The organism is Azoarcus sp. TTM-91 (assembly GCF_012911025.1).
Lineage (GTDB): Bacteria > Pseudomonadota > Gammaproteobacteria > Burkholderiales > Rhodocyclaceae > Azoarcus.
Genome location: NZ_WUEI01000086.1, coordinates 1 through 18693 on the forward strand (window position 1 = coordinate 1; position 18693 = coordinate 18693).

At 68.9% G+C, this 18693-nt stretch carries 14 protein-coding genes and 1 tRNA gene; 6 read left to right on the forward strand and 9 right to left on the reverse strand.

What is annotated here, in order from left to right:
* Window positions 1-1915 (reverse strand): alpha/beta fold hydrolase (locus GRF61_RS25095; protein ID WP_211166069.1); only part of this gene is annotated, 1915 nt, incomplete at its 3' end.
* A 396-nt stretch (window positions 1916-2311) separates the two neighbouring features.
* Between GRF61_RS25095 and GRF61_RS18310 the strand changes: the two genes are divergently transcribed.
* The 5 genes from GRF61_RS18310 (at window position 2312) to GRF61_RS18330 (ending at window position 9542) form a co-directional block, all read left to right on the forward strand.
* Complete coding sequence (locus GRF61_RS18310; RefSeq protein WP_169152064.1) at window positions 2312-3826, forward strand: efflux transporter outer membrane subunit; 1515 nt, start codon at window positions 2312-2314, stop codon at window positions 3824-3826.
* A 9-nt stretch (window positions 3827-3835) separates the two neighbouring features.
* A complete protein-coding gene (locus GRF61_RS18315; protein ID WP_169152065.1) occupies window positions 3836-4912 on the forward strand; it encodes an HlyD family efflux transporter periplasmic adaptor subunit in 1077 nt (358 codons plus the stop codon).
* A complete protein-coding gene (rbbA, locus tag GRF61_RS18320) occupies window positions 4909-7665 on the forward strand; it encodes a ribosome-associated ATPase/putative transporter RbbA (protein WP_169152066.1) in 2757 nt (918 codons plus the stop codon). The genes GRF61_RS18315 and rbbA overlap by 4 nt, the downstream gene beginning before the upstream one ends.
* Before the next feature lie 2 nt (window positions 7666-7667).
* A complete protein-coding gene (locus GRF61_RS18325; protein WP_169152067.1) occupies window positions 7668-8792 on the forward strand; it encodes an ABC transporter permease in 1125 nt (374 codons plus the stop codon).
* Between the two features lie 93 nt (window positions 8793-8885).
* Window positions 8886-9542: a TetR family transcriptional regulator gene (locus GRF61_RS18330; RefSeq protein WP_169152068.1), complete on the forward strand. Its 657-nt coding sequence runs from the start codon at window positions 8886-8888 to the stop codon at window positions 9540-9542.
* An 86-nt stretch (window positions 9543-9628) separates the two neighbouring features.
* Here the strand turns inward: GRF61_RS18330 and GRF61_RS18335 are convergent.
* From GRF61_RS18335 to GRF61_RS18370, 8 genes are all read right to left on the reverse strand, one after another.
* Window positions 9629-9704, reverse strand: a tRNA-Ala gene (locus GRF61_RS18335).
* Between the two features lie 49 nt (window positions 9705-9753).
* Window positions 9754-10803: an L-threonylcarbamoyladenylate synthase gene (locus GRF61_RS18340; RefSeq protein WP_169152069.1), complete on the reverse strand. Its 1050-nt coding sequence runs from the start codon at window positions 10801-10803 to the stop codon at window positions 9754-9756.
* Window positions 10793-11971: a 5-(carboxyamino)imidazole ribonucleotide synthase gene (locus GRF61_RS18345; protein WP_169152070.1), complete on the reverse strand. Its 1179-nt coding sequence runs from the start codon at window positions 11969-11971 to the stop codon at window positions 10793-10795. The genes GRF61_RS18340 and GRF61_RS18345 overlap by 11 nt, the downstream gene beginning before the upstream one ends.
* A 41-nt stretch (window positions 11972-12012) precedes the next feature.
* A complete protein-coding gene (locus GRF61_RS18350; protein WP_169152071.1) occupies window positions 12013-12348 on the reverse strand; it encodes an SMR family transporter in 336 nt (111 codons plus the stop codon).
* Between the two features lie 12 nt (window positions 12349-12360).
* Entirely contained in the window at window positions 12361-12861 is a 501-nt protein-coding gene (gene purE, locus GRF61_RS18355) for a 5-(carboxyamino)imidazole ribonucleotide mutase (RefSeq protein ID WP_169152072.1), read from the reverse strand.
* Window positions 12862-12869: 8 nt separating this feature from the next.
* On the reverse strand, window positions 12870-13745 hold the full coding sequence (gene folD, locus GRF61_RS18360; RefSeq protein ID WP_169152073.1) for a bifunctional methylenetetrahydrofolate dehydrogenase/methenyltetrahydrofolate cyclohydrolase FolD: 876 nt from the start codon (window positions 13743-13745) through the stop codon (window positions 12870-12872).
* Window positions 13746-13913: 168 nt separating this feature from the next.
* Entirely contained in the window at window positions 13914-14549 is a 636-nt protein-coding gene (locus tag GRF61_RS18365; protein WP_169152074.1) for a response regulator transcription factor, read from the reverse strand.
* Window positions 14524-17250 carry a PAS domain S-box protein gene (locus GRF61_RS18370; RefSeq protein WP_169152075.1) on the reverse strand — a complete coding sequence of 909 codons (2727 nt, stop codon included), beginning with the start codon at window positions 17248-17250 and terminating at the stop codon, window positions 14524-14526. The genes GRF61_RS18365 and GRF61_RS18370 overlap by 26 nt, the downstream gene beginning before the upstream one ends.
* Before the next feature lie 186 nt (window positions 17251-17436).
* Here GRF61_RS18370 and GRF61_RS18375 point away from each other — a divergent pair, with 186 nt between their 5' ends.
* Window positions 17437-18642: an ABC transporter substrate-binding protein gene (locus GRF61_RS18375; protein WP_169152076.1), complete on the forward strand. Its 1206-nt coding sequence runs from the start codon at window positions 17437-17439 to the stop codon at window positions 18640-18642.
* The last annotated feature ends 51 nt before the right edge of the window (window positions 18643-18693 follow it).

Consider the following 18693-nt stretch of genomic DNA (forward strand, 5'->3'; position numbering starts at 1 on the left):
CCCCCATCCCGGCCAGATGCGCATGTAGTATCCGCCGCAGTTCCAGGATGGCCTCCGGTGTCTCCTGCACGCTGTGCCAGGAGGCCACCACCTTCTCCGAGGCCGCGCCCTCCAGGTGGGCGCTGGCGTAGGGCACCACACCGTCCGACGAATCCCGCAGCGCCAGCTCCGGCGTGTCGTTGCCGATGATGGAGTGGTAGGGCACCGCCGGTGAGATCGGCAGGCCTGCGGCCAGGCGGACGAAAGGATCCTGATCGCTGAGGTTGTCTATGCTGTTCAGCGGCCGCAGTACCGGCGCCGCGCTGGCGCTGCCCGGCGCCACCAGCAGCGCCGTCACCTCGGTCAGGCGGCCAAGCAGGGATACCGGCAAGCGCACCAGGCTGGCAGCCCAGCGCGACAGCGTGTTCTCGGCGAAAGGCGTGCCGCGATGCGGCGCGGCGATGAACACCGCGCGGCCCACGCCCGGCAGCGGCTCGAAGCGCAGGTAGGGCGCGAGCATCTTCTCCGCCCGCTCCCGCCGCCGTCCCTCCAGTGCGTACTTCTCCTGCACTGCCTCCCACAGGCGCTCGCCGGAAGACGACACCATCAGCCGCGACAGTACGCCGCCCATGCTGTGGCCCACCAGCACCATGCCTTGCGAAGCCGGCGCGGTACCGGCCGGATCGAAATGCGCCAGGGTGGCCGCGAGCGCCTCGCGTATCGCCTGGTTGTTCACCGCCAGCGGCGCGTTGGTCGGGTAATAAACCTGCCAGATCTGGTAATTGCGCCGCAGCGACTCATCGCCCATCACCTCGTTGGCGACGTTGATCCAGGCCTCCGGGCTGCTCGCCAGCCCATGCAGCATGACGACGATGCGGCGCTGCGGATCGTAGGGCTGCAGCAGATAGACGTGCGGCTGCTGCAGCACCTCACCCTGGCCCACCAGCGTCAGCAGCGCCTGGCTGGCGAAACCGGAGCGGGCCAGCCACAAGCCGTAGCCGGAGGTGAAGTCGGCAGCCAGCGGTACGTCCACGCCGGCCAGCCGCACGCTGTCGCGGCGATAGGGGTCATAGCCGGTGATGTGGGCCTCCCGCGTCGCCAGCACCGCCGCCAGGGTTTCGCCCGGAAAAGCCGCCACCATGCTCACCGCCGGGAACGGCGTCTCGCTCCAGGGCAGTTCCTCGCTGCCGCCCTTCACCACCCGTTTGTCGGTCACCGCCACCAGCTCGGCGCCCAGGCCATCGCGGCGGTACTGGTTGCGCATGCCGGAGAAGGACAGCGAAGCCGCCGGCAACAGCGCGTCCGGCACGCTGCGGCCGCGCGCCAGACGCACCTCCGACATATGGCCATGCACCCGCCAGCCGGCCAGCTCCAGCTGCACGCCCTCGCTGCCTTCGGGCCTTGCCTGAGGGCTGTCGTGGTAGCGCTCGAACAGGCCGGACACCAGTTGCTGTACCGCGAAATTGTAGTAATCCCGCACCTGTGTCTGCCTGTCCTCCAGCGCCCGTTCGCCGGGACCGCGCCGGCTGAAGAAGAGATAGGCGTAGGCGTGCCGTGCCGCCTCCAGATAGGCGGCCGCGGTCGCCACCCCGTCCTGGGGCTGCACCCGCTCCAGGTCGAGCGCAGCCTGCAGCCACAACTCCGCCAGCGCGGACAGGCGCTGCTCCTCGCTGAGCCCGTCCGGCCGGCCGAGCGCCGCCCGGCAATCCTCCCCCGCGGTATCGCAGGCTTCCGCCTCCAGCCCCACCACCTGCAGCGCCGCCACCGTCGGCGTGCTGAGGTGCCCGGTGGAAAGCACGTCTCCCCGGCGCAGGCTCATGTAATCGCGGCTATCCCGCGGACTGACCTTAACGCCGGCGCAGGCAGCCAGCATCGAAACGGCGAGGAGCAGCGCCAGCCAGCGGCAGGCGGAACGGACGAAGCGCGGGACGGACATCGGCAGACCAGCAGTGGACCGGTAGTGGCATGAAGAGACCGCGCGCCGGTATCAGCCGCAGCGCCCTGCTCCATCACCGATTAATTAAACGAAAATAGGAAATAAGACAAAGAAGGTTACCACTCCGCGGTACAACACTGTTCTCCGTCTAAAAAGACGCCGATTCATGCGCTTCATTGACTAATATTCAACAGTAGAAGGATAATTGGACCGCAGGCGAGCCCACCTGGAGCAAAAGCAAGGAAACCCCCAGCTGGTATGCTCCGTGGCGTGGCTTCCATGACGACATGCCATGCCGGACGCAAGCGGGTATCGCCCGCCTGGAGCGGCAGGGCGTGGCAAGGGTCCGCGGCAAAGCGCGGGCGGCGTTCCGTTTTTTCCGTATCAGGACGATCCATGCCGGACAGCTCCCCCTCCCCCGGAACGACCCCCCTGGCGCTTCGGTGTCCGGCCGGGCGGCAGGCCAGCCGCATCTCCCGGCGCCGCCTGACCCTGCTGCTGCCGCTGGCCCTGCTGGCCGGCTGCGGCACCCTGGCGCCGGACTATGAACAGCCGCCGCTGCCGGTGTCGGCCGCCTACCCGCTGGATGCACCGCTGCCGGTTGGCGGCACGCCGCCTGCGCTGCTGGCCTGGCAGGACTACTTCACCGACCCGCAGCTGCGCAAGCTGATCGCCAGCGCGCTGACCAACAACCGCGACCTGCGCAGCGCGGTGCTGCGGGTGGAAGAGGCCCGTGCCAGCTACGGCCTCCGCCGCGCCGACCGCTTTCCCACCGTGGGCCTGGCCGGGGACGCCACCCGCGGACGCACGCCGGCGGACCTCAGCCTCACCGGCAAGGCGGAGGTGGCCGGCCAGTACCAAGCCGGCTTCGGCATCTCCAGCTGGGAGCTGGATTTCTGGGGCCGGGTGCGCAGCCTGGAAGACGCCGCGCTGCAGGAATACCTCGCCACCGACGCCGCCCGCCAGGCCTTCGCCCTCAGCCTGGTCGCCCAGGTGGCGGACGCTTACCTCGCGTTGCGGGAGCTGGACGAACGCATACGCCTCGCCCGCGAGACCATCGCCAGCCGCGAGGAGTCCTTCCGCATCTTCAACCGCCGCTACCAGGTCGGCGCCACCTCCCGGCTGGATCTCACCCAGGTGGAGACGCTGCTGGCGCAGGCGCAGGCGCTGGGCGTTCAGCTGGAGCAGAGCCGCGCAGCCCAGGCCCATGCGCTGGCCGAGCTGGTGGGCGCGCCACTGGAACTCGCCTCCGCACCGGACCTGGACCGCGACGGCGGCCTGCAGGTGCTGCGTCCCGGCCTGCCCGCCGAACTGCTCAACAACCGGCCGGACATCATCGCCGCCGAGCGCCGGCTGAAAGCGGCCAACGCCAGCATAGGCGCCGCCCGCGCCGCTTTCTTCCCGCGCATCACCCTCACCGCCTCCGCCGGCACCGCCAGCGCCGAGCTGGAGGGGCTGTTCGACGCTGGCAGCGGCAGCTGGCGCTTCATGCCCAGCCTGTCGCTGCCACTGTTCGATGCCGGCCGCAACCGTGCCAGCCTGGAGCTGGCCGAGGTGCGCCGCGACCTCGCCGTGGCCAGCTACGAGAAGACGGTGCAGACCGCCTTCCGCGAAGTCGCCGACGCCCTCTCCGCCCAGCGCTGGCTGGGCGAGCAGCTGCGCATCCTGGAGGGCAGCCTCGCCACCCAGGCGGAGCGCGCCCGCCTTGCGCAGCTGCGCTACGACAACGGCGCCGCCCGCTACCTGGAGGTGCTGGACGCCCAGCGCGAACTCCTGTCCGCCCAGCAGCAGGTGGTGCAGACCCGCCGCGCCCTGCTCTCCAGCCAGGTGGCGCTGTACGCCGCCCTCGGCGGCGGCTCGGCCGCGACCTCACCCGCCACCACCGCAACCGCCCCATCGCCCACCGAGTAGGCCCCTGCCATGAAGCCATCGATCAAGAACAACAAGCTGATTCCCGTCATCGTGGCGCTGGTGGTCGCGCTCGGCGGCTGGGCAGTCTGGAAGGCACTGCAGCCCAAGGGACCGGGCGAGGGCTTCGTCAGCGGCAACGGCCGTATCGAGGCCACCGAGATCGACGTCGCCACCAAGCTCGGCGGCCGGGTGGTGGACATCTTTGCCGGCGAGGGCGACTTCGTGAAGGCCGGCGACGTGCTGGTGCAGATGCAGATAGACGTACTGCAGGCCCAGCGCGACGAGGCCCGCGCCCAGCATCAGCAAGCCATCAACAACGTCGCCAGCGCCGAGGCCCAGGTCGCAGTGCGGGAAAGCGACCGCGCCGCCGCCGAGGCCCTGGTAGGCCAGCGCCAAAGCGAGCTGGACGCCGCCCGCCGCCGGCTGGCGCGCTCCCAGACCCTGTCCGGCGAAGGCGCAGCCTCCATCCAGGAACTCGACGACGATCGCGCCACCGTGCGCAGCGCCGAAGCGGCGGTAAGCGCCGCACGCGCCCAAGTGGCGGCGGCGGTGGCCGCCATCGCCGCCGCCAAGGCCCAGTTGGTGGGGGCGAAATCCGCGGTGGAGGCGGCGGCCGCCACCGTCGCCCGGGTGGAGGCGGACATCACCGACAGCCAGCTGAAGTCGCCGCGCGACGGCCGGGTGCAGTTCCGCGTCGCCCAGCCGGGCGAGGTGCTGGGCGCCGGTGGCAAGGTGCTCAACCTGGTGGACCTGGCCGACGTCTATATGACCTTCTTCCTGCCGGAACAGGCCGCCGGCCGGGTAGCGATGGGCAGCGAGGCCCGCATCATCCTCGACGCCGCGCCGAACTACGTCATCCCCGCCCGCATCTCCTTCGTTTCCAGCACCGCCCAGTTCACCCCCAAGACGGTGGAAACCGCGAGCGAGCGGCAGAAACTGATGTTCCGGGTGAAGGCGCAGATTCCGCCCGAACTGCTGCAGCAGCACCTGAAGCAGGTGAAGACCGGTCTGCCCGGCGTCGCCTGGCTCAAGCTCGACGCCCAGGCGCAATGGCCCGCCGAGTTGCAGACGCGGTTGCCTGAATGAACGAGGTGCCCAGCAACGGCGGCCGCCCGGTCGTCCGCATCGCCGGCGTCAGCCTGAGCTACGGCAAGACGCTGGCGCTGGACGGCGTGGACCTGGACATTCCCGCCGGCCGCATGGTCGGCCTGATCGGGCCGGACGGCGTCGGCAAGTCCAGCCTGCTGTCGCTGGTCGCCGGCGCCCGCGCCATCCAGGACGGCACGGTGGAAGCGCTGGGCGGCGACATGGCCGACCGCCGCCACCGCGAACGGGTCTGCCCGCACATCGCCTACATGCCGCAGGGCCTGGGCAAGAACCTCTACCCCACGCTGTCGGTGGAAGAGAACCTGCAGTTCTTCGGCCGCCTGTTCGGCCACGATGCCGGAGAGCGGCGGCGGCGCATCGACCAGCTCACCCGCGCCACCGGCATGCACACCTTCCTCGACCGTCCGGCGGGCAAGCTCTCCGGCGGCATGAAGCAGAAGCTGGGGCTGTGCTGCGCGCTCATCCACGACCCCGACCTGCTGATCCTCGATGAGCCCACCACCGGCGTCGACCCCCTCGCCCGCAACCAGTTCTGGGACCTCATCGGCCGCATCCGCCAGACCCGCAAGGGCATGAGCGTGATCGTCGCCACCGCCTACATGGACGAGGCGGAGCGCTTCGACTGGCTGGTGGCGATGGACGACGGCAAGGTGCTGGCCACCGGCACGCCACAGGAGCTGCACCGCAAGACCGGCTGCGACTCGCTGGAAACCGCCTTCATCGCCCTGCTGCCGGAGGAGAAGAAGCGCGGCCACCGCGCGGTGGAAGTACCCCCGCTGGCGGAAGACGCCGGCGACGGCGACGTCGCCATCGAGGCGCGCGAACTCACCATGCGCTTCGGCGACTTCACCGCGGTGGACAAGGTCAGCTTCCGCATCCGCCGCGGCGAAATCTTCGGCTTCCTCGGCTCCAACGGCTGCGGCAAGTCCACCACCATGAAGATGCTCACCGGCCTGCTGCCGGCCAGCGAAGGCCAGGCCTGGCTGTTCGGCAAGGAGGTGGACCCGCGTGACATCGACACCCGCCGCCGCGTCGGCTACATGTCCCAGGCCTTCTCGCTCTACGGCGAACTCACGGTGGAGCAGAACCTGGTGCTGCACGCCCGCCTGTTCCAGGTGGCGGAGGCCGACATCCCCGGCCGGGTGGACGAGATGGTGGCGCGCTTCGATCTCGACGCGGTGCGCGGCGCGCTGCCGGAGAACCTGCCGCTGGGCATACGCCAGCGCCTGTCGCTGGCGGTGGCCATGGTGCACAAGCCCGACCTGCTGATCCTGGACGAGCCCACCTCCGGCGTCGATCCGGTGGCGCGCGACACCTTCTGGGGGCTAATGGTGGATCTCGCCCGCAAGGACAAGGTCACCCTCTTCATCTCCACCCACTTCATGAACGAGGCCGAGCGCTGCGACCGCATCTCCCTGATGCATGCCGGCAAGGTGCTGGTGAGCGCGCCGCCGGCCGAGCTGGTGGAGCAGCGCCAGGCAGACAGCCTGGAGCAGGCCTTCATCGCCTACCTGAAGGACGCCGGCGCCGAGGGCGACCAGCCGGATGCGGACGAGGCGGCGGAATCCCCGGTGTCCGCCAGCCGCGCCGAGCCGCCGCGCCGCCGCTTCAGCCTGGCGCGGGCGCTGAGCTTCAGCCTGCGCGAATCGCTGGAGCTGCAGCGCGACCCGGTGCGCGCCACCCTGGCGCTGGCCGGCACGCTGATCCTGATGTTCATCATGGGCTATGGCATCAGCCTGGACGTGGAAGACCTCAGCTTCGCCGTGCTGGACCGCGACCAGACCACGCTGAGCCAGAACTACGCCCTCAACCTCGCCGGCTCGCGCTACTTCATCGAACACCCGCCCATCAGCGACTACGCCGACCTCGACCGCCGCATGCGCAGCGGCGAGCTGGCGCTGGCGATCGAAATTCCGCCCGGCTTCGCCCGCGACGTACTGCGCGGAAATACGGTGCAGATTGGCGCCTGGTTCGACGGCGCCATGCCCTCGCGGGCGGAAACCGTGCAGGGCTATATCCAGGGCATGCACCAGAGCTGGCTGCAGGACATGGCGCGCACCCGCCTCGGCCAGGACGCCAGCGCCGGCAACGCCACCATAGAAACCCGCTTCCGCTACAACCCGGACGTGGAAAGCCTGCCGGCGATGGTGCCAGCGGTGATGCCCATCCTGCTGCTGATGATCCCGGCCATGCTCACCGCGCTGTCGGTGGTGCGGGAGAAGGAGCTGGGCTCCATCGTCAATCTCTACGTCACCCCGGTGACACGGGCGGAATTCCTCATCGGCAAGCAGCTGCCCTACATCCTGCTGGGCATGCTCAACTTCCTGCTGCTCACCTTGCTCGCCATCACCGTGTTCGGCGTTCCTATCAGCGGCAGCTTCCCGACGCTGGCGCTGGCCATGCTGGTGTTCGTCGCCTTTGCCACCGGTTTCGGCCTCTTTGCCTCCATCTTCACCCGCAGCCAGATCGCCGCCATCTTCGTCGCCGTCATCGGCACCATGATCCCGGCAATCCAGTTCGGCGGCCTGCTCAACCCCATCTCCTCGCTGGAAGGGCCGGGCCGCCTCATCGGCGAGCTCTACCCCGCCAGCCACATCCTGGTGATCAGCCGCGGCGTGTTCAGCAAAGGCCTGGGCCTGGCCGACCTGCACAGCGCCTTCGTGCCCATGCTGATCGCGGTGCCGGTCATCGTCGGCCTCTCCATCATGCTGCTGAAGAAACAGGACAGCTGACCATGAGCCGCCCCGCCAACATCTACCACCTCGGCATCAAGGAGCTGTGGAGCCTGCTGCGCGACCCCATCATGATCGCGCTCATCGCCTACACCTTCACGCTGGACGTCTACACCGCCTCCACCGCCATCCCGGAGTCGCTGCACATGGCGCCCATCGCCATCGTGGACGAGGACCAGTCGCCGCTGTCGGCGCGCATCGCCTCCGCCTTCTACCCGCCGCATTTCGTGCGCCCGGCGATGATCTCCTTGTCCGAGATCGACCCGGGCATGAACGACGGCAGCTACACCTTCGTGCTCAACATTCCACCCGACTTCCAGCGCGATGTCCTGGCTGGCCGTTCGCCCGCGGTACAGCTCAATGTGGACGCCACCCGCATGAGCCAGGCCTTCACCGGCAACAACTACGTGCAGCAGATCGTGCTCGCCGAGGTGAACGAGTTCGTGCAGCGCTACCGCGGCAGCGCAGCACCCCCGGTGGACCTCGCGCTGCGCGCACGTTTCAACCCCTCGCTGACACAGACCTGGTTCGGCTCGCTGATGAAGATCATCGACAACGTCACCATGCTGTCCATCATCCTCGCCGGCGCCGCGCTGATCCGCGAGCGCGAGCACGGCACCATAGAACATCTGCTGGTGATGCCGGTGACGCCGGGCGAGATCATGCTGGCCAAGGTGTGGTCGTCCTCGCTGGTGGTGCTGGCCGCCGCCGGCATCTCGTTGATGGTGATGGTGCAGGGCGTGCTGCAAGTGCCGGTGGGCGGCTCGGTCGCGCTCTTCCTCGCCTGCGCCGCGCTGCACCTCTTCGCCACCTCGTCCATGGGCATCTTCATGGCCACGCTGGCGCGCTCCATGCCGCAGTTCGGCCTGCTGATGATCCTGGTGCTGCTGCCGCTGCAGATGCTCTCCGGCGGCAGCACGCCGCGCGAGAGCATGCCGGAGGTGGTACAGAACGCGATGCTGGCCGCCCCCACCACCCACTTCACCGCCGCCGCCCAGGCCATTCTCTACCGCGGCGCCGGCATCGACGTGGTGTGGCCGCAGATGCTGGCCACTCTCGCCATCGGCTGCGTCTTCTTTCTCATCGCGCTGAACCGCTTCCGCAAGACCATCAGCCAGATGGCATAGACAGGCCCGTGCGTGCCATCGGGTGAAAAAGCTCACGGCCTGTCCGCCTTTGCCGCGGGCAGTGTGCGATTACCTGCTAAGGTTGGCGCCCTCATGCCAGAACGCGACTCCAGCCGACGCCCCGGCCGCCCCAAGGGCAGCGATACCGCGTCGCGCGAAAAACTCCTGTACGCCGCCCTCACCGCCTTCGCCCGCCTGGGCTACGAAGGCGCACGCCTGCGCGACATCGCCGCGGAAGCCGGCTTCGACGTCTCCATGATCGCCCACCACTTCGGCTCCAAGGCCGAACTGTGGACCGCGGTGGTGGATGAACTACGACAAAGGCAGATCCCCCGCCTGGCGGACTTCGACCGCCTCGCCCAGCCAGAGCTGCCGCTGGCCTTCCGCTTGTCCCAGGGCATCGCCACCTTCATCGACCAACTCACCACCGAGCCGGACGCGGTGAGCTTCGTCACCCGCCAGCTGTCCGAACCCGGCGAGCGGCTGGACTACCTCGTGGAACAGCTGATACGCCCCAGCGCCATCTGCTGCACGCCGCTGTGGCAGGAGGCGATGGAGGCCGGCATCATCAAGCGGGTGGACCCGGTGGTATTCCACCTCGGCCTCTTCGGCGGCCTCGCCACCGTACTGGCGGCAAGAGACGTCATCGCCCACATCAGCGGCAAGCAGCGCAGCCTGCCGGAGTTGAAGGAGGAGATGCTGCGGGGACTGTTGGGAAATGTGCTGCAGTTGCCGGGCAAGCCGGGCTGAGGGATTCCTGGGGAGTCCTGTTTACCGCCCGACAGAAAAGAAAACACCGGATTCGCTATCAACGAATCCGGCGTTTCTGGAATTCCTGGTGGACCGAAGGAGGATCGAACTCCCGACCTCTGCATTGCGAACGCAGCGCTCTCCCAGCTGAGCTATCGGCCCGAAAGAGCGGCATTATAGAGAGGCTTCCCCGAAAAGTGAAGCCTCGCCCTCAGGTTTCATCCTGCTCGCCGGAGCCTGCGGCGGCGCGGCCGAGACGGTCGCGGACGGCCCGCCATTCGGCCGTCGGTGGCAGCGCTTCCACCAGCAGCAGGTCGGCGCCGGCGGCGTCCAGGTCCCGCAGCGTGGCATAGAGATCATGGGCGTAGGCGGTGGCGTACAGCGGCGCCTGCTGCCAATGCACGCTCCCCTGCTCCGGCTTTGCCAGCGTGCGCGCCAGCACCGCGACGCGCAGGCCGGCGGCCAGGGACTGCGCCCATTCTCCGGCCAGCGCCGGCGCCTCCACCAGCCGCAATGGCGTGCGCGGCGCGTAGTGGGCGGCAAGCGCCCCGGACACGCGCGGCGCGGTTTCTTCGGCGGACGCCGGCTCGGTTGCTTGCGCCGCGTCACTGCGCACGCGCGGCTGCCGGCCGATCACCGCGGCAATCTGATCGGCGGTGATGGCGCCGGGGCGCAGGATTTCCGGCATGCTGCGGGAGAGATCGATGATGGTGGATTCGATGCCGAGCTCGCAGGCACCGCCATCCAGGATCATCGCCACCCGCTCGCCCAGTTCCTGCTGCACATGCGCGGCGGTGGTCGGGCTGATGCGGCCGAAACGGTTGGCGCTGGGTGCGGCGATGCCGGAGTCGAAAGCCTTCAGCAACGCCTGCGCCACCGGGTGGGCGGGCACGCGCAGGCCTACCGTATCCTGCCCGCCGGTGACTTCGTCCGGCACGCCCGGGTCCCGCTTCAGGATCATGGTCAGCGGGCCGGGCCAGAAGGCGCGTGCCAGGGCGATGGCCTCCTTGGGGATGGAAGAGGCCCAGCGTGGCAGTTGCTCCGCATCCGGCAAGTGGACAATCAGCGGATGGTCCGCCGGCCTGTCCTTGGCGGCGAAGATGCGGCGGGCGGCTTCCGGGTTCAGCGCATCCGCGGCCAGGCCGTAGACCGTCTCCGTCGGCAGGCCGACCAGATCGCCGGCGCGCAACAGATCGGCGGCCTGGGCGACGGCCTCCGGCGTGGCAGCGGTGATGCCGCCGCGGACAAGCTCATTCGCCATGGATGCCAATGGCCTCGCGAGCCTTCAGCGCGCGCTCCAGCACTTCGTCCGGCTTGTCGCCGATGACGACGAAGTGGCCCATCTTGCGGCCGGGGCGGGCGTGATGCTTGCCGTAGAGGTGCAGGCGCAGGCCGGGCACGCCGTGCAGCACCGACCAGTCCGGCTCGCGGTAGGCGCCATCGGCATGGCCGCCCTCGTACCAGAGTTCGCCCAGCAGGTTCACCATCACCGCCGCCGAATGCTGGCGCGGCTCGCCCAGCGGCAGGCCGCACAGGGCGCGCACCTGCTGTTCGTACTGGCTGGTGACGCAGGCGTCCATGGTGTGGTGGCCGCTGTTGTGGGGACGGGGCGCCATCTCGTTCACGAACAGCTCGCCGCGGCAGACGAAGAACTCCACGCCCAGCGTGCCGACGTAGCCGAGGTGGCCGGCGATGCGCTCGGCGATCTCCTGGGCGTCGTCGCGCAGGCAGGCGGAGCCGCGCGCGGGGGCAATGGAGACATCCAGGATGCCGTTGCGGTGGCGGTTCTCCACGGTGGGGAAGCAGCGCACCGCGCCGCGCTCATCGCGCGCCAGCACCACCGAGACTTCGTAGTCCAGCGCCAGCATCTTCTCCAGCACACAGGCTTCGCCCTTGAACTGGCGGAAGGCGGCGAGCGCCTCGTCGCGGTCGGCGACGCGTGCCTGGCCCTTGCCGTCATAGCCGAAGCGCGCCACCTTGAGCACCGCCGGGAACAAGCCGGCGTTGGCGTTGCGGAGGTCATCCTCGCTGCGGATGGCGGCGTACGGGCCGTGTGGCAAGTCGTTGCGGGCGAGGAAGCCCTTCTCCTCGATGCGGTTCTGGCACACCGCCACCGCGGCGGCGGCCGGGTGCACCGGCAGGAACTTGGCGAGGTAGTCCAGCGTGGCCGCCGGCACGTTCTCGAACTCGGTGGTCACGCCGGCACATTCGGCGGCGAGCCTGTCCAGCGCGGCGAAGTCGTCGTAGGCAGCCACCAGGTGGAAGTCGGCGATGCGGCCGGCCGGGCTGTTCGGGTCCGGGTCCAGCACCCACACCTTGTAGCCCATCTCATGGGCGGCGGCGACGAAGAAGCGCCCGAGCTGGCCCCCGCCCAGCATGCCCAGGGTGGCGGGCGGCAGGATGGGAGCGGACGAGGGGATATCGGACATGCAGGCCTCGGAGAAAGCGTCGTGGGCGCCGGAGCGGGCGCTCAATGAGCGGAAACGTTGGAAAACAGGTTGATCACCAGCACGCCGGCCATGATCAGGACGATGCCGATGATGGCGGCCAGGTCCAGCTTCTGGCCGAAGAAGAACAGCGCCGCCAGGCTGACCAGCACGATGCCGACGCCGGACCAGATGGCGTAGGCGATGCCCACAGGGATGTGGCGCAGGGTCTGCGACAGGCAGAAGAAGGCGATGCCGTAGCCACAGACCACGATCACCGATGGCCACAAGCGGCTGAAGCCCTCGGCGGCCTTCAGCGCGCTGGTGGCGATCACCTCGGCGACGATGGCGATGCCGAGCAGCAGATAGGCCTGGCTCATCGGCGGCTGCGCTCAGACCGGCGGCGGCAGTTCCATGGCCAGCACCGTCTCGGTCTGGCGGCGGCGGAAGTCGTCCAGTTGCGCGGCCAACGCCGGGTTCTCGTTGGCCAGCAGGGAGACCGCGAACAGGCCGGCATTGGCGGCGCCCGCCTCGCCGATGGCGAAGGTGCCGACCGGAATGCCCTTGGGCATCTGCACGATGGAGAGCAGCGAATCCTGCCCGGAAAGCGCCCGGGACTGCACCGGCACGCCCAGCACCGGCAGCGTGGTCTTGGCCGCCACCATGCCTGGCAGATGGGCGGCACCACCGGCGCCGGCGATGATGGCCTTGAGGCCGCGCCCGCGCGCCGTTTCGGCGTATTCGAACATCAGGTCCGGCGTGCGGTGGGCGGAAACCACCCGCGCTTCGTAGGGCACGCCGAACTCGGCCAGCACCTTGGCGGCGGCCTGCATGGTGGGCCAATCGGAATTGGAGCCCATGATGATGCCGACCAGAGGTTGCGCTTGCGTCATGGCAGGGCTCACTTGCCGGCGGCGCGGGCGGCGCGCTCGGCGGAAATCACCGTGTTTTCCAGCAGCATGGTGATGGTCATCGGGCCGACGCCGCCGGGCACCGGGGTGATGGCACCGGCGACTTCCTGCGCCGAGGCGAAATCGACGTCGCCGCACAGCTTGCCGGCGTCCGGGCCTTCCTGCAGGCGGTTGATGCCGACGTCGATCACGGTGGCGCCAGGCTTGATCATGTCGCCCTTGAGGAAACGCGGCTTGCCGATGGCGGCAACCACGATGTCCGCCCGGCGGGTGTGGAAGCCGAGGTCGCGGGTCCTGGAGTGGCACACGGTGACGGTGGCGCCGGCGTTGGTCAGCAACATCGCCATCGGCTTGCCGACGATGTTGGAACGGCCAATGACCACCGCCTCGGCCCCCGCCAGCTGCACACCGGCAGACTCCAGCATCTTCATGACGCCGTGCGGCGTGCACGGCAGGAAGGCTTCGCGGTTCTGCGACAGGCGGCCAACGTTCTCGGCGTGGAAGCCGTCCACGTCCTTGGCCACGTCGATGGCTTCCAGCACCGCGGTTTCATCGAACTGCGGGGGCAATGGCAACTGCACCAGGATGCCGTGCACCGCCGGATCGGCGTTGAGTTCGGCCAGCTTGGCCATGACATCCGCCGGCGCAGTGTCGGCGGCGTAGTCGAAGCGCAGCGAGCGGATGCCGGCCTTTTCGCAGGCGGCCACCTTGTTGCGCACATAAACCGCCGAGGCCGGATCGCCGCCGACCAGGATCACCGCGAGGCAGGGCTGCACGCCCCGGGCGGACAGGGCGGCCGCGCGTTCGGCGATTTCGCCGCGCACCTGGGCGGCAAGCGCATTGCCATCGATAATGCGGGAGGTCATCGGGGGAGCCTCGAAAAAAGCTCGCAATTTTATCGCAGCATCAGGGGCTTGTGCGCATCGATGATGGACGGCCGCGAAAGCACAGCCCGCGGCGGCCGGACGGCCGCCCAGCCCCACCGCGCTGCGGGCCGGCGATGCTGCCGCCGGCCCATGCCGGCTCATATCCACTTAGCGGCTGGCGACCGGCTCCACCGCCACCACGTGCTGCACCAGCTCCGCCAACGAGTGGGCGCCCATCTTCTCCATCACCCGGGCGCGGTGCACTTCCACCGTCTTGATGCTGATGCCGAGCACGTCGGCGATCTGCTTGTTGAGCTTGCCGGCGACGATGAGATTGAGCACTTCGCGCTCGCGCTGGGTGAGATGCTCCAGCCGGCGGGCAATGTCGGCCTCGGTGCGCCGCCTCGTGCGGCTGCTGCGCTCCTGCTCCAGGCACTGCTCGACCAGGCGGCGCATCTCGGCGTCGTTGAAGGGCTTCTCGATGAAATCCACCGCGCCGCGCTTCAGCGCGGACACCGCCATCGGCACGTCGCCATGGCCGGTGATGAAGATGACCGGCAGCGCGCAGTGGCGGCGCCCCAGCTCCTCGAACAGCTCCAGCCCGCTCATGCCCGGCATGCGCACGTCCAGCACCAGGCAGCCGGCCATGTCCGGCCGCCAGGCTTCGAGGAAGGATTCGGCGGAATCGAACGCCGCCACCGCGTAGCCGCTGGACTCCAGCATCCAGACCAGGGAATCGCGCAGGGCTTCGTCGTCGTCGACGATGTAGATGTACTGATCAGGCTCGGCGTGCGGCTCGCTCACTCGCGGCCTCCGTGGGCAAGGTAAACGAGAATATGGTACCGCCTTCCGGGTTGGCATCCACGACCAGCCTGCCGTCATGGAACTCGACGATGGAGCGGCAGATGTTGAGGCCCATGCCCATGCCTTCGGCCTTGGTGGTGTAGAAGGGCGTGAACAGGCGCAAGCGGTCTTCTTCGTCGATGCCGTGGCCACGGTCGATCACCGCCACTTCCACCGCGTGGGCGCCATAGGGCCGGGCGCGCACCGTCAGCACCCGCTCGTCCGCCACTGCGTCCGCCATCGCATCCATGCCGTTCTTGACCAGATTGAGCACCACCTGCTCGATCATGATGCGGTCGGCGTACACCGGCGGCAGGTCCGGCTCCAGCTCGGCATGGATGCGGATGCCCATGCGGCGGGCGTCGATCTCGGCAAAGCCGAGGGCGTCGTCCAGCACCTCCGAGATCTGCACCGCGCTGCGGCGCGGCTCGCTCTTCTTCACGAACTCGCGGATGCGGCGGATGATCTTGCCGGCACGCTCGGCCTGGAAGCTGGCCTTCTGCATCGCGCCCAGCAGTTCCTCCGGCCGGCCGTGGCCACCCTGCAGCCGGGTGACGCAGCCAGCGCAGTAATTGGCGATGGCCGACAGCGGCTGGTTCAGCTCGTGCGCCAGCGTGGAGGCCATCTCGCCCATGGTGATCAGGCGGCCGGTGCGCTGCAGGCGCTCCTCCTGCTGGCGCGAGACTTCGGCCGTCTGCTTGCGGTCGGTGATGTCGGTAGCGATGCCCATGCGCACCACCCGGCCATCCACCCAGCGGGTGGCCTGCTCGCGCACGTGGTACCAACGGCCGGACAGCGGATGCTGCAGCTCGCCGTCGAACAGCTCGCGCGGCAGATCGGCGACGGTGAGGCCGCGCGGATCGACGCGGTAGTCGCCCCGCTCCGGCTGCGGCACAGCGACGCCGCGCACGGTGCGGCCCACCGCGTCGAAGCCGTGGATGCTCTTGAAGGCGCGGTTGGCGAAGAGGATTTCATCGGTGCGGGCATCGGCCACGAACACCGCCGCGTCCAGCCCGTCCAGCACCGCCTCGAAGCGCTCGTGGGCGGCTTCCAGCGCGGCGCGGATGCGCTTGGGCTCGGTGATGTCGGTGACGGAGGCCATCCAGCCGGTCTGGCGGCCGGCGAGGTCGATCAGCGGCGAGAGGTAGAAGCGGGCATCCACCCGCTCGCCGTTGCGCCGGCGGATGCGCATCTCGAAGCCGCTGGGCGGCGCCCGCCCGGCCAGCGTCAGCGCCAGGTTGTGCTCGCAGGCCTCGCGCTCCTCCGGCGGCCAGTAGGGAAAGGGCGGCCCCATGCCCATCAACTCCTCCTCCTCCAGCCCGACCATGCGGCAGAAGGCGGCATTCACATAGATGATGCGGCCGGTGAGGTCGATGGCGCGCAGACCGGTCACCACCGACTCCTCCATCGCCTTGCGGAAGGCCGATTCAGCGCGCAGCGCCTCCTCCGCCGCCTTGCGGCCGGTGATGTCGTGGGCCACCGCATAGACCAGCTTCTCCTGGCTCACCGGATTGATGCTCCACACCAGCCACTTGTAGCTGCCGTCCAGGCAGCGGCAGCGGTTTTCGAAGTTCACCGGCTCGCCGGCGGCCAGGCGGCGCAGCTGGGTAAGCGTGGCCGCTGCGTCTTCTGGATGCACCAGGTCCAGCAGGGCCTGCCCCTGCAGATGCTCGGCGCGATACCCCAGTACCCGCTCGAAGGCCGGATTGCAGCGGCGGAAGCTGCCATCCAGCCCAACCACGCACAGCAGGTCCAGCGACAGGTTGAACAGGCGATCCCGCTCCTTCTCCACCTGCACCCGGCGCTGCACGTGGCTGCGCAGCGTCCACAAGCTCCACAGCACGATGATGGAAAGGCCGAGGATCAGCCCCGCCGGCAACAGGCGGGAGACGCCGCCGGCACCATGGAAAACGGTGGCGCGCAGCACCAGGCCGTTACCGGGCGGATCCAGCGGCAGTTCATAGGCCACCCGGCCCTCGCCCTCGCGCAGGGCGGAATTCACCGCCAGCGTTCTGCCCTGGCCATCCAGCAGCGCCAGGCGGTATTTCTCGGCGAACCAACCCGGCACCAAGTAGCGCACCATGCGCTCCACGGAATAGACGGCCACCACCGCGCCGCGGGACTCCCGGCCGTTACGGATGGGCACATGCACCTCCAGCCGCCAGCCGCCGTCCGCAGCCGGATAGGGCAGGCCATATACCGGCCGGCCCACTTCCCGCGCACGCTGGAAGACCACCGCCTGCGAGGGGTCCAGCACATCTCCGACCAGCCAGTCGGTGGCGTCGAAGGGTGCCGACCAGCGTATCGACTCGTCCTCGCCGACCCAGACGATGTTCACCAGTTCGCCGTTGTTGGCGATGTGTTGATTGGCGCGCAGCTGGAAAGTGTCGGCATCCAGCACGCCGCCGGCGATGTCCCGCGCCAGTTGCCCCAGCACCTCTTCGGTGCCCTGCATGTGCAGGCGCACCGTCTGCTCGGCCCACTGCACGTCGCGCGCAGCGGCGTTGCGCTCCCCTTCGGCCTCCCGTGTCTGCAGCAGCCAGACCAGTGCCAGCATGGAGACGGCGAACACCACCACCGCCACGTAGGGCGCAGTCCAGTACCACTGGGAGGAAGAAGACGTGGAGGAAGCGCGCAGCGTGGTGTGATCGGAATCAGGCATGAAGATGGATGTGCAGCAGAAAGGACGGCAAGGCGCATCGCCAGCCGCAGCGTTCTATTGTTCTCGCCCCCCGGCATGGCAGGCATTCGGTTTAACCCTAGCGCCGGCGGCACCGGCGGCCGCCCACTCCAGGTTTGAGGGTTTCCGCCAATTTTGTCCGATTTTCGCCGCTTCTAGAGTGGCCCGATGTCGGTCCCGGGCCTGATCCGCCTCCTGCTTTTGCCGCTGAGCCTGCTGGCCGGCCTACCGGCGGGCGGCGCACAGCCGGCCGAACCGGTACGCATAGGCGTCACCGGACCTTACTCCGGCAGCAACGGCGTTATCGGCCTCTCCATGCGCGAAGGCGTACGCATCGCCGCGGCGCAGATCAATGCCGAAGGCGGCGTGCTCGGCCGCCGGCTGGTGCTGGTGGAACGGGATGACCAGAGCAGCAACGAGCGCGGCGCCCAAATCGCGCAGGCGCTGATCCAGGACGATGGCATCGTCGCCGCCGTCGGCCTGGCCAGCACCGGCGTGGCGCTCGCGAGCCAGCACCTGTACCAGCGCGCCCGCATCCCGATGCTGACGGCGGTGGCCGGCGGCAGCCTCATCACCCGCCAGTTCCAGCCGCCGGAACACCTGGACAACTTCATTTTCCGCACCGCGCCCAGCGACGCGCTGCAGGCCCGCCGCATGGTCGAGGATGCGGTGGACGGCCTGCGCCGCAAACGTCTGGCGATCTTTCACGACGCCACCAACTACGGACAACTCGGCCGCGACGACCTGCAACTCGCCCTACAGGCACGGCAGCTACAGCCGGTGGCGGTGGAGCGCCTGCCACAGCACGATGCCGAGATGCTCGCCGTTCTGCACCGAGTCCATCAGGCCGGAGCCGACGCCCTGCTGGTCTATGGCGCCGGGGCAGGTCTCCACCGTATCGCCAGCGCCAACGCCAAACTCGGCCTGCGCCTTCCCCTCATCGGCAGTTGGCCTTTCGCCCTGCCCGGCCTCCTCGAAGGCGCCGAACGCGCCGCCGAGGGAACGCGCATACCGCAAAGCTTCATCCCGGCAGAGAGCCAGGGCCGGCGCCAGGCCTTTCTGGAAGCCTGGCGGCGCACCACCGGAACCGATCGAATTCCGGTGCCACCGGCAGCGGCGCAAGGGTATGATGCGCTGCTTCTGCTTGCCGCTGCGATAAGACAAGCGGGAAGCACCGAGGGAGATCGCATCCGGGATGCCTTGGAAAACCTCCGTACTCCGGTGGAGGGGGTGGTCATGGTCTACGACCGCCCATTCTCGCGGGACAACCACGAGACCTTCATCCACTCCCGCCAGCTGGCGATGGGAGAAGTGCGGCAAGGCCAGGTCATGTTCGCCTACGACGAAGAGCGCAGACGCGCCGCCCGGCAATGATGTCCCTCGAGCGCCGTTTTCCCGATCGGCCGGGGGACCTCTCCCTCCCTC

What these genes read in the sequence shown, in the direction of transcription:
- GRF61_RS18310 (WP_169152064.1), top strand. Translation starts at nt 2,312, where the DNA reads ATGCCGGACAGCTCCCCCTCCCCCGGAACGACCCCCCTGGCGCTTCGG.
- GRF61_RS18370 (WP_169152075.1), bottom strand. Translation starts at nt 17,250, where the DNA reads ATGCCTGATTCCGATCACACCACGCTGCGCGCTTCCTCCACGTCTTCT.
- GRF61_RS18350 (WP_169152071.1), bottom strand. Translation starts at nt 12,348, where the DNA reads ATGAGCCAGGCCTATCTGCTGCTCGGCATCGCCATCGTCGCCGAGGTG.
- folD (WP_169152073.1), bottom strand. Translation starts at nt 13,745, where the DNA reads ATGACCTCCCGCATTATCGATGGCAATGCGCTTGCCGCCCAGGTGCGC.
- purE (WP_169152072.1), bottom strand. Translation starts at nt 12,861, where the DNA reads ATGACGCAAGCGCAACCTCTGGTCGGCATCATCATGGGCTCCAATTCC.
- rbbA (WP_169152066.1), top strand. Translation starts at nt 4,909, where the DNA reads ATGAACGAGGTGCCCAGCAACGGCGGCCGCCCGGTCGTCCGCATCGCC.
- GRF61_RS18315 (WP_169152065.1), top strand. Translation starts at nt 3,836, where the DNA reads ATGAAGCCATCGATCAAGAACAACAAGCTGATTCCCGTCATCGTGGCG.
- GRF61_RS18345 (WP_169152070.1), bottom strand. Translation starts at nt 11,971, where the DNA reads ATGTCCGATATCCCCTCGTCCGCTCCCATCCTGCCGCCCGCCACCCTG.
- GRF61_RS18340 (WP_169152069.1), bottom strand. Translation starts at nt 10,803, where the DNA reads ATGGCGAATGAGCTTGTCCGCGGCGGCATCACCGCTGCCACGCCGGAG.
- GRF61_RS18375 (WP_169152076.1), top strand. Translation starts at nt 17,437, where the DNA reads ATGTCGGTCCCGGGCCTGATCCGCCTCCTGCTTTTGCCGCTGAGCCTG.
- GRF61_RS18325 (WP_169152067.1), top strand. Translation starts at nt 7,668, where the DNA reads ATGAGCCGCCCCGCCAACATCTACCACCTCGGCATCAAGGAGCTGTGG.
- GRF61_RS18330 (WP_169152068.1), top strand. Translation starts at nt 8,886, where the DNA reads ATGCCAGAACGCGACTCCAGCCGACGCCCCGGCCGCCCCAAGGGCAGC.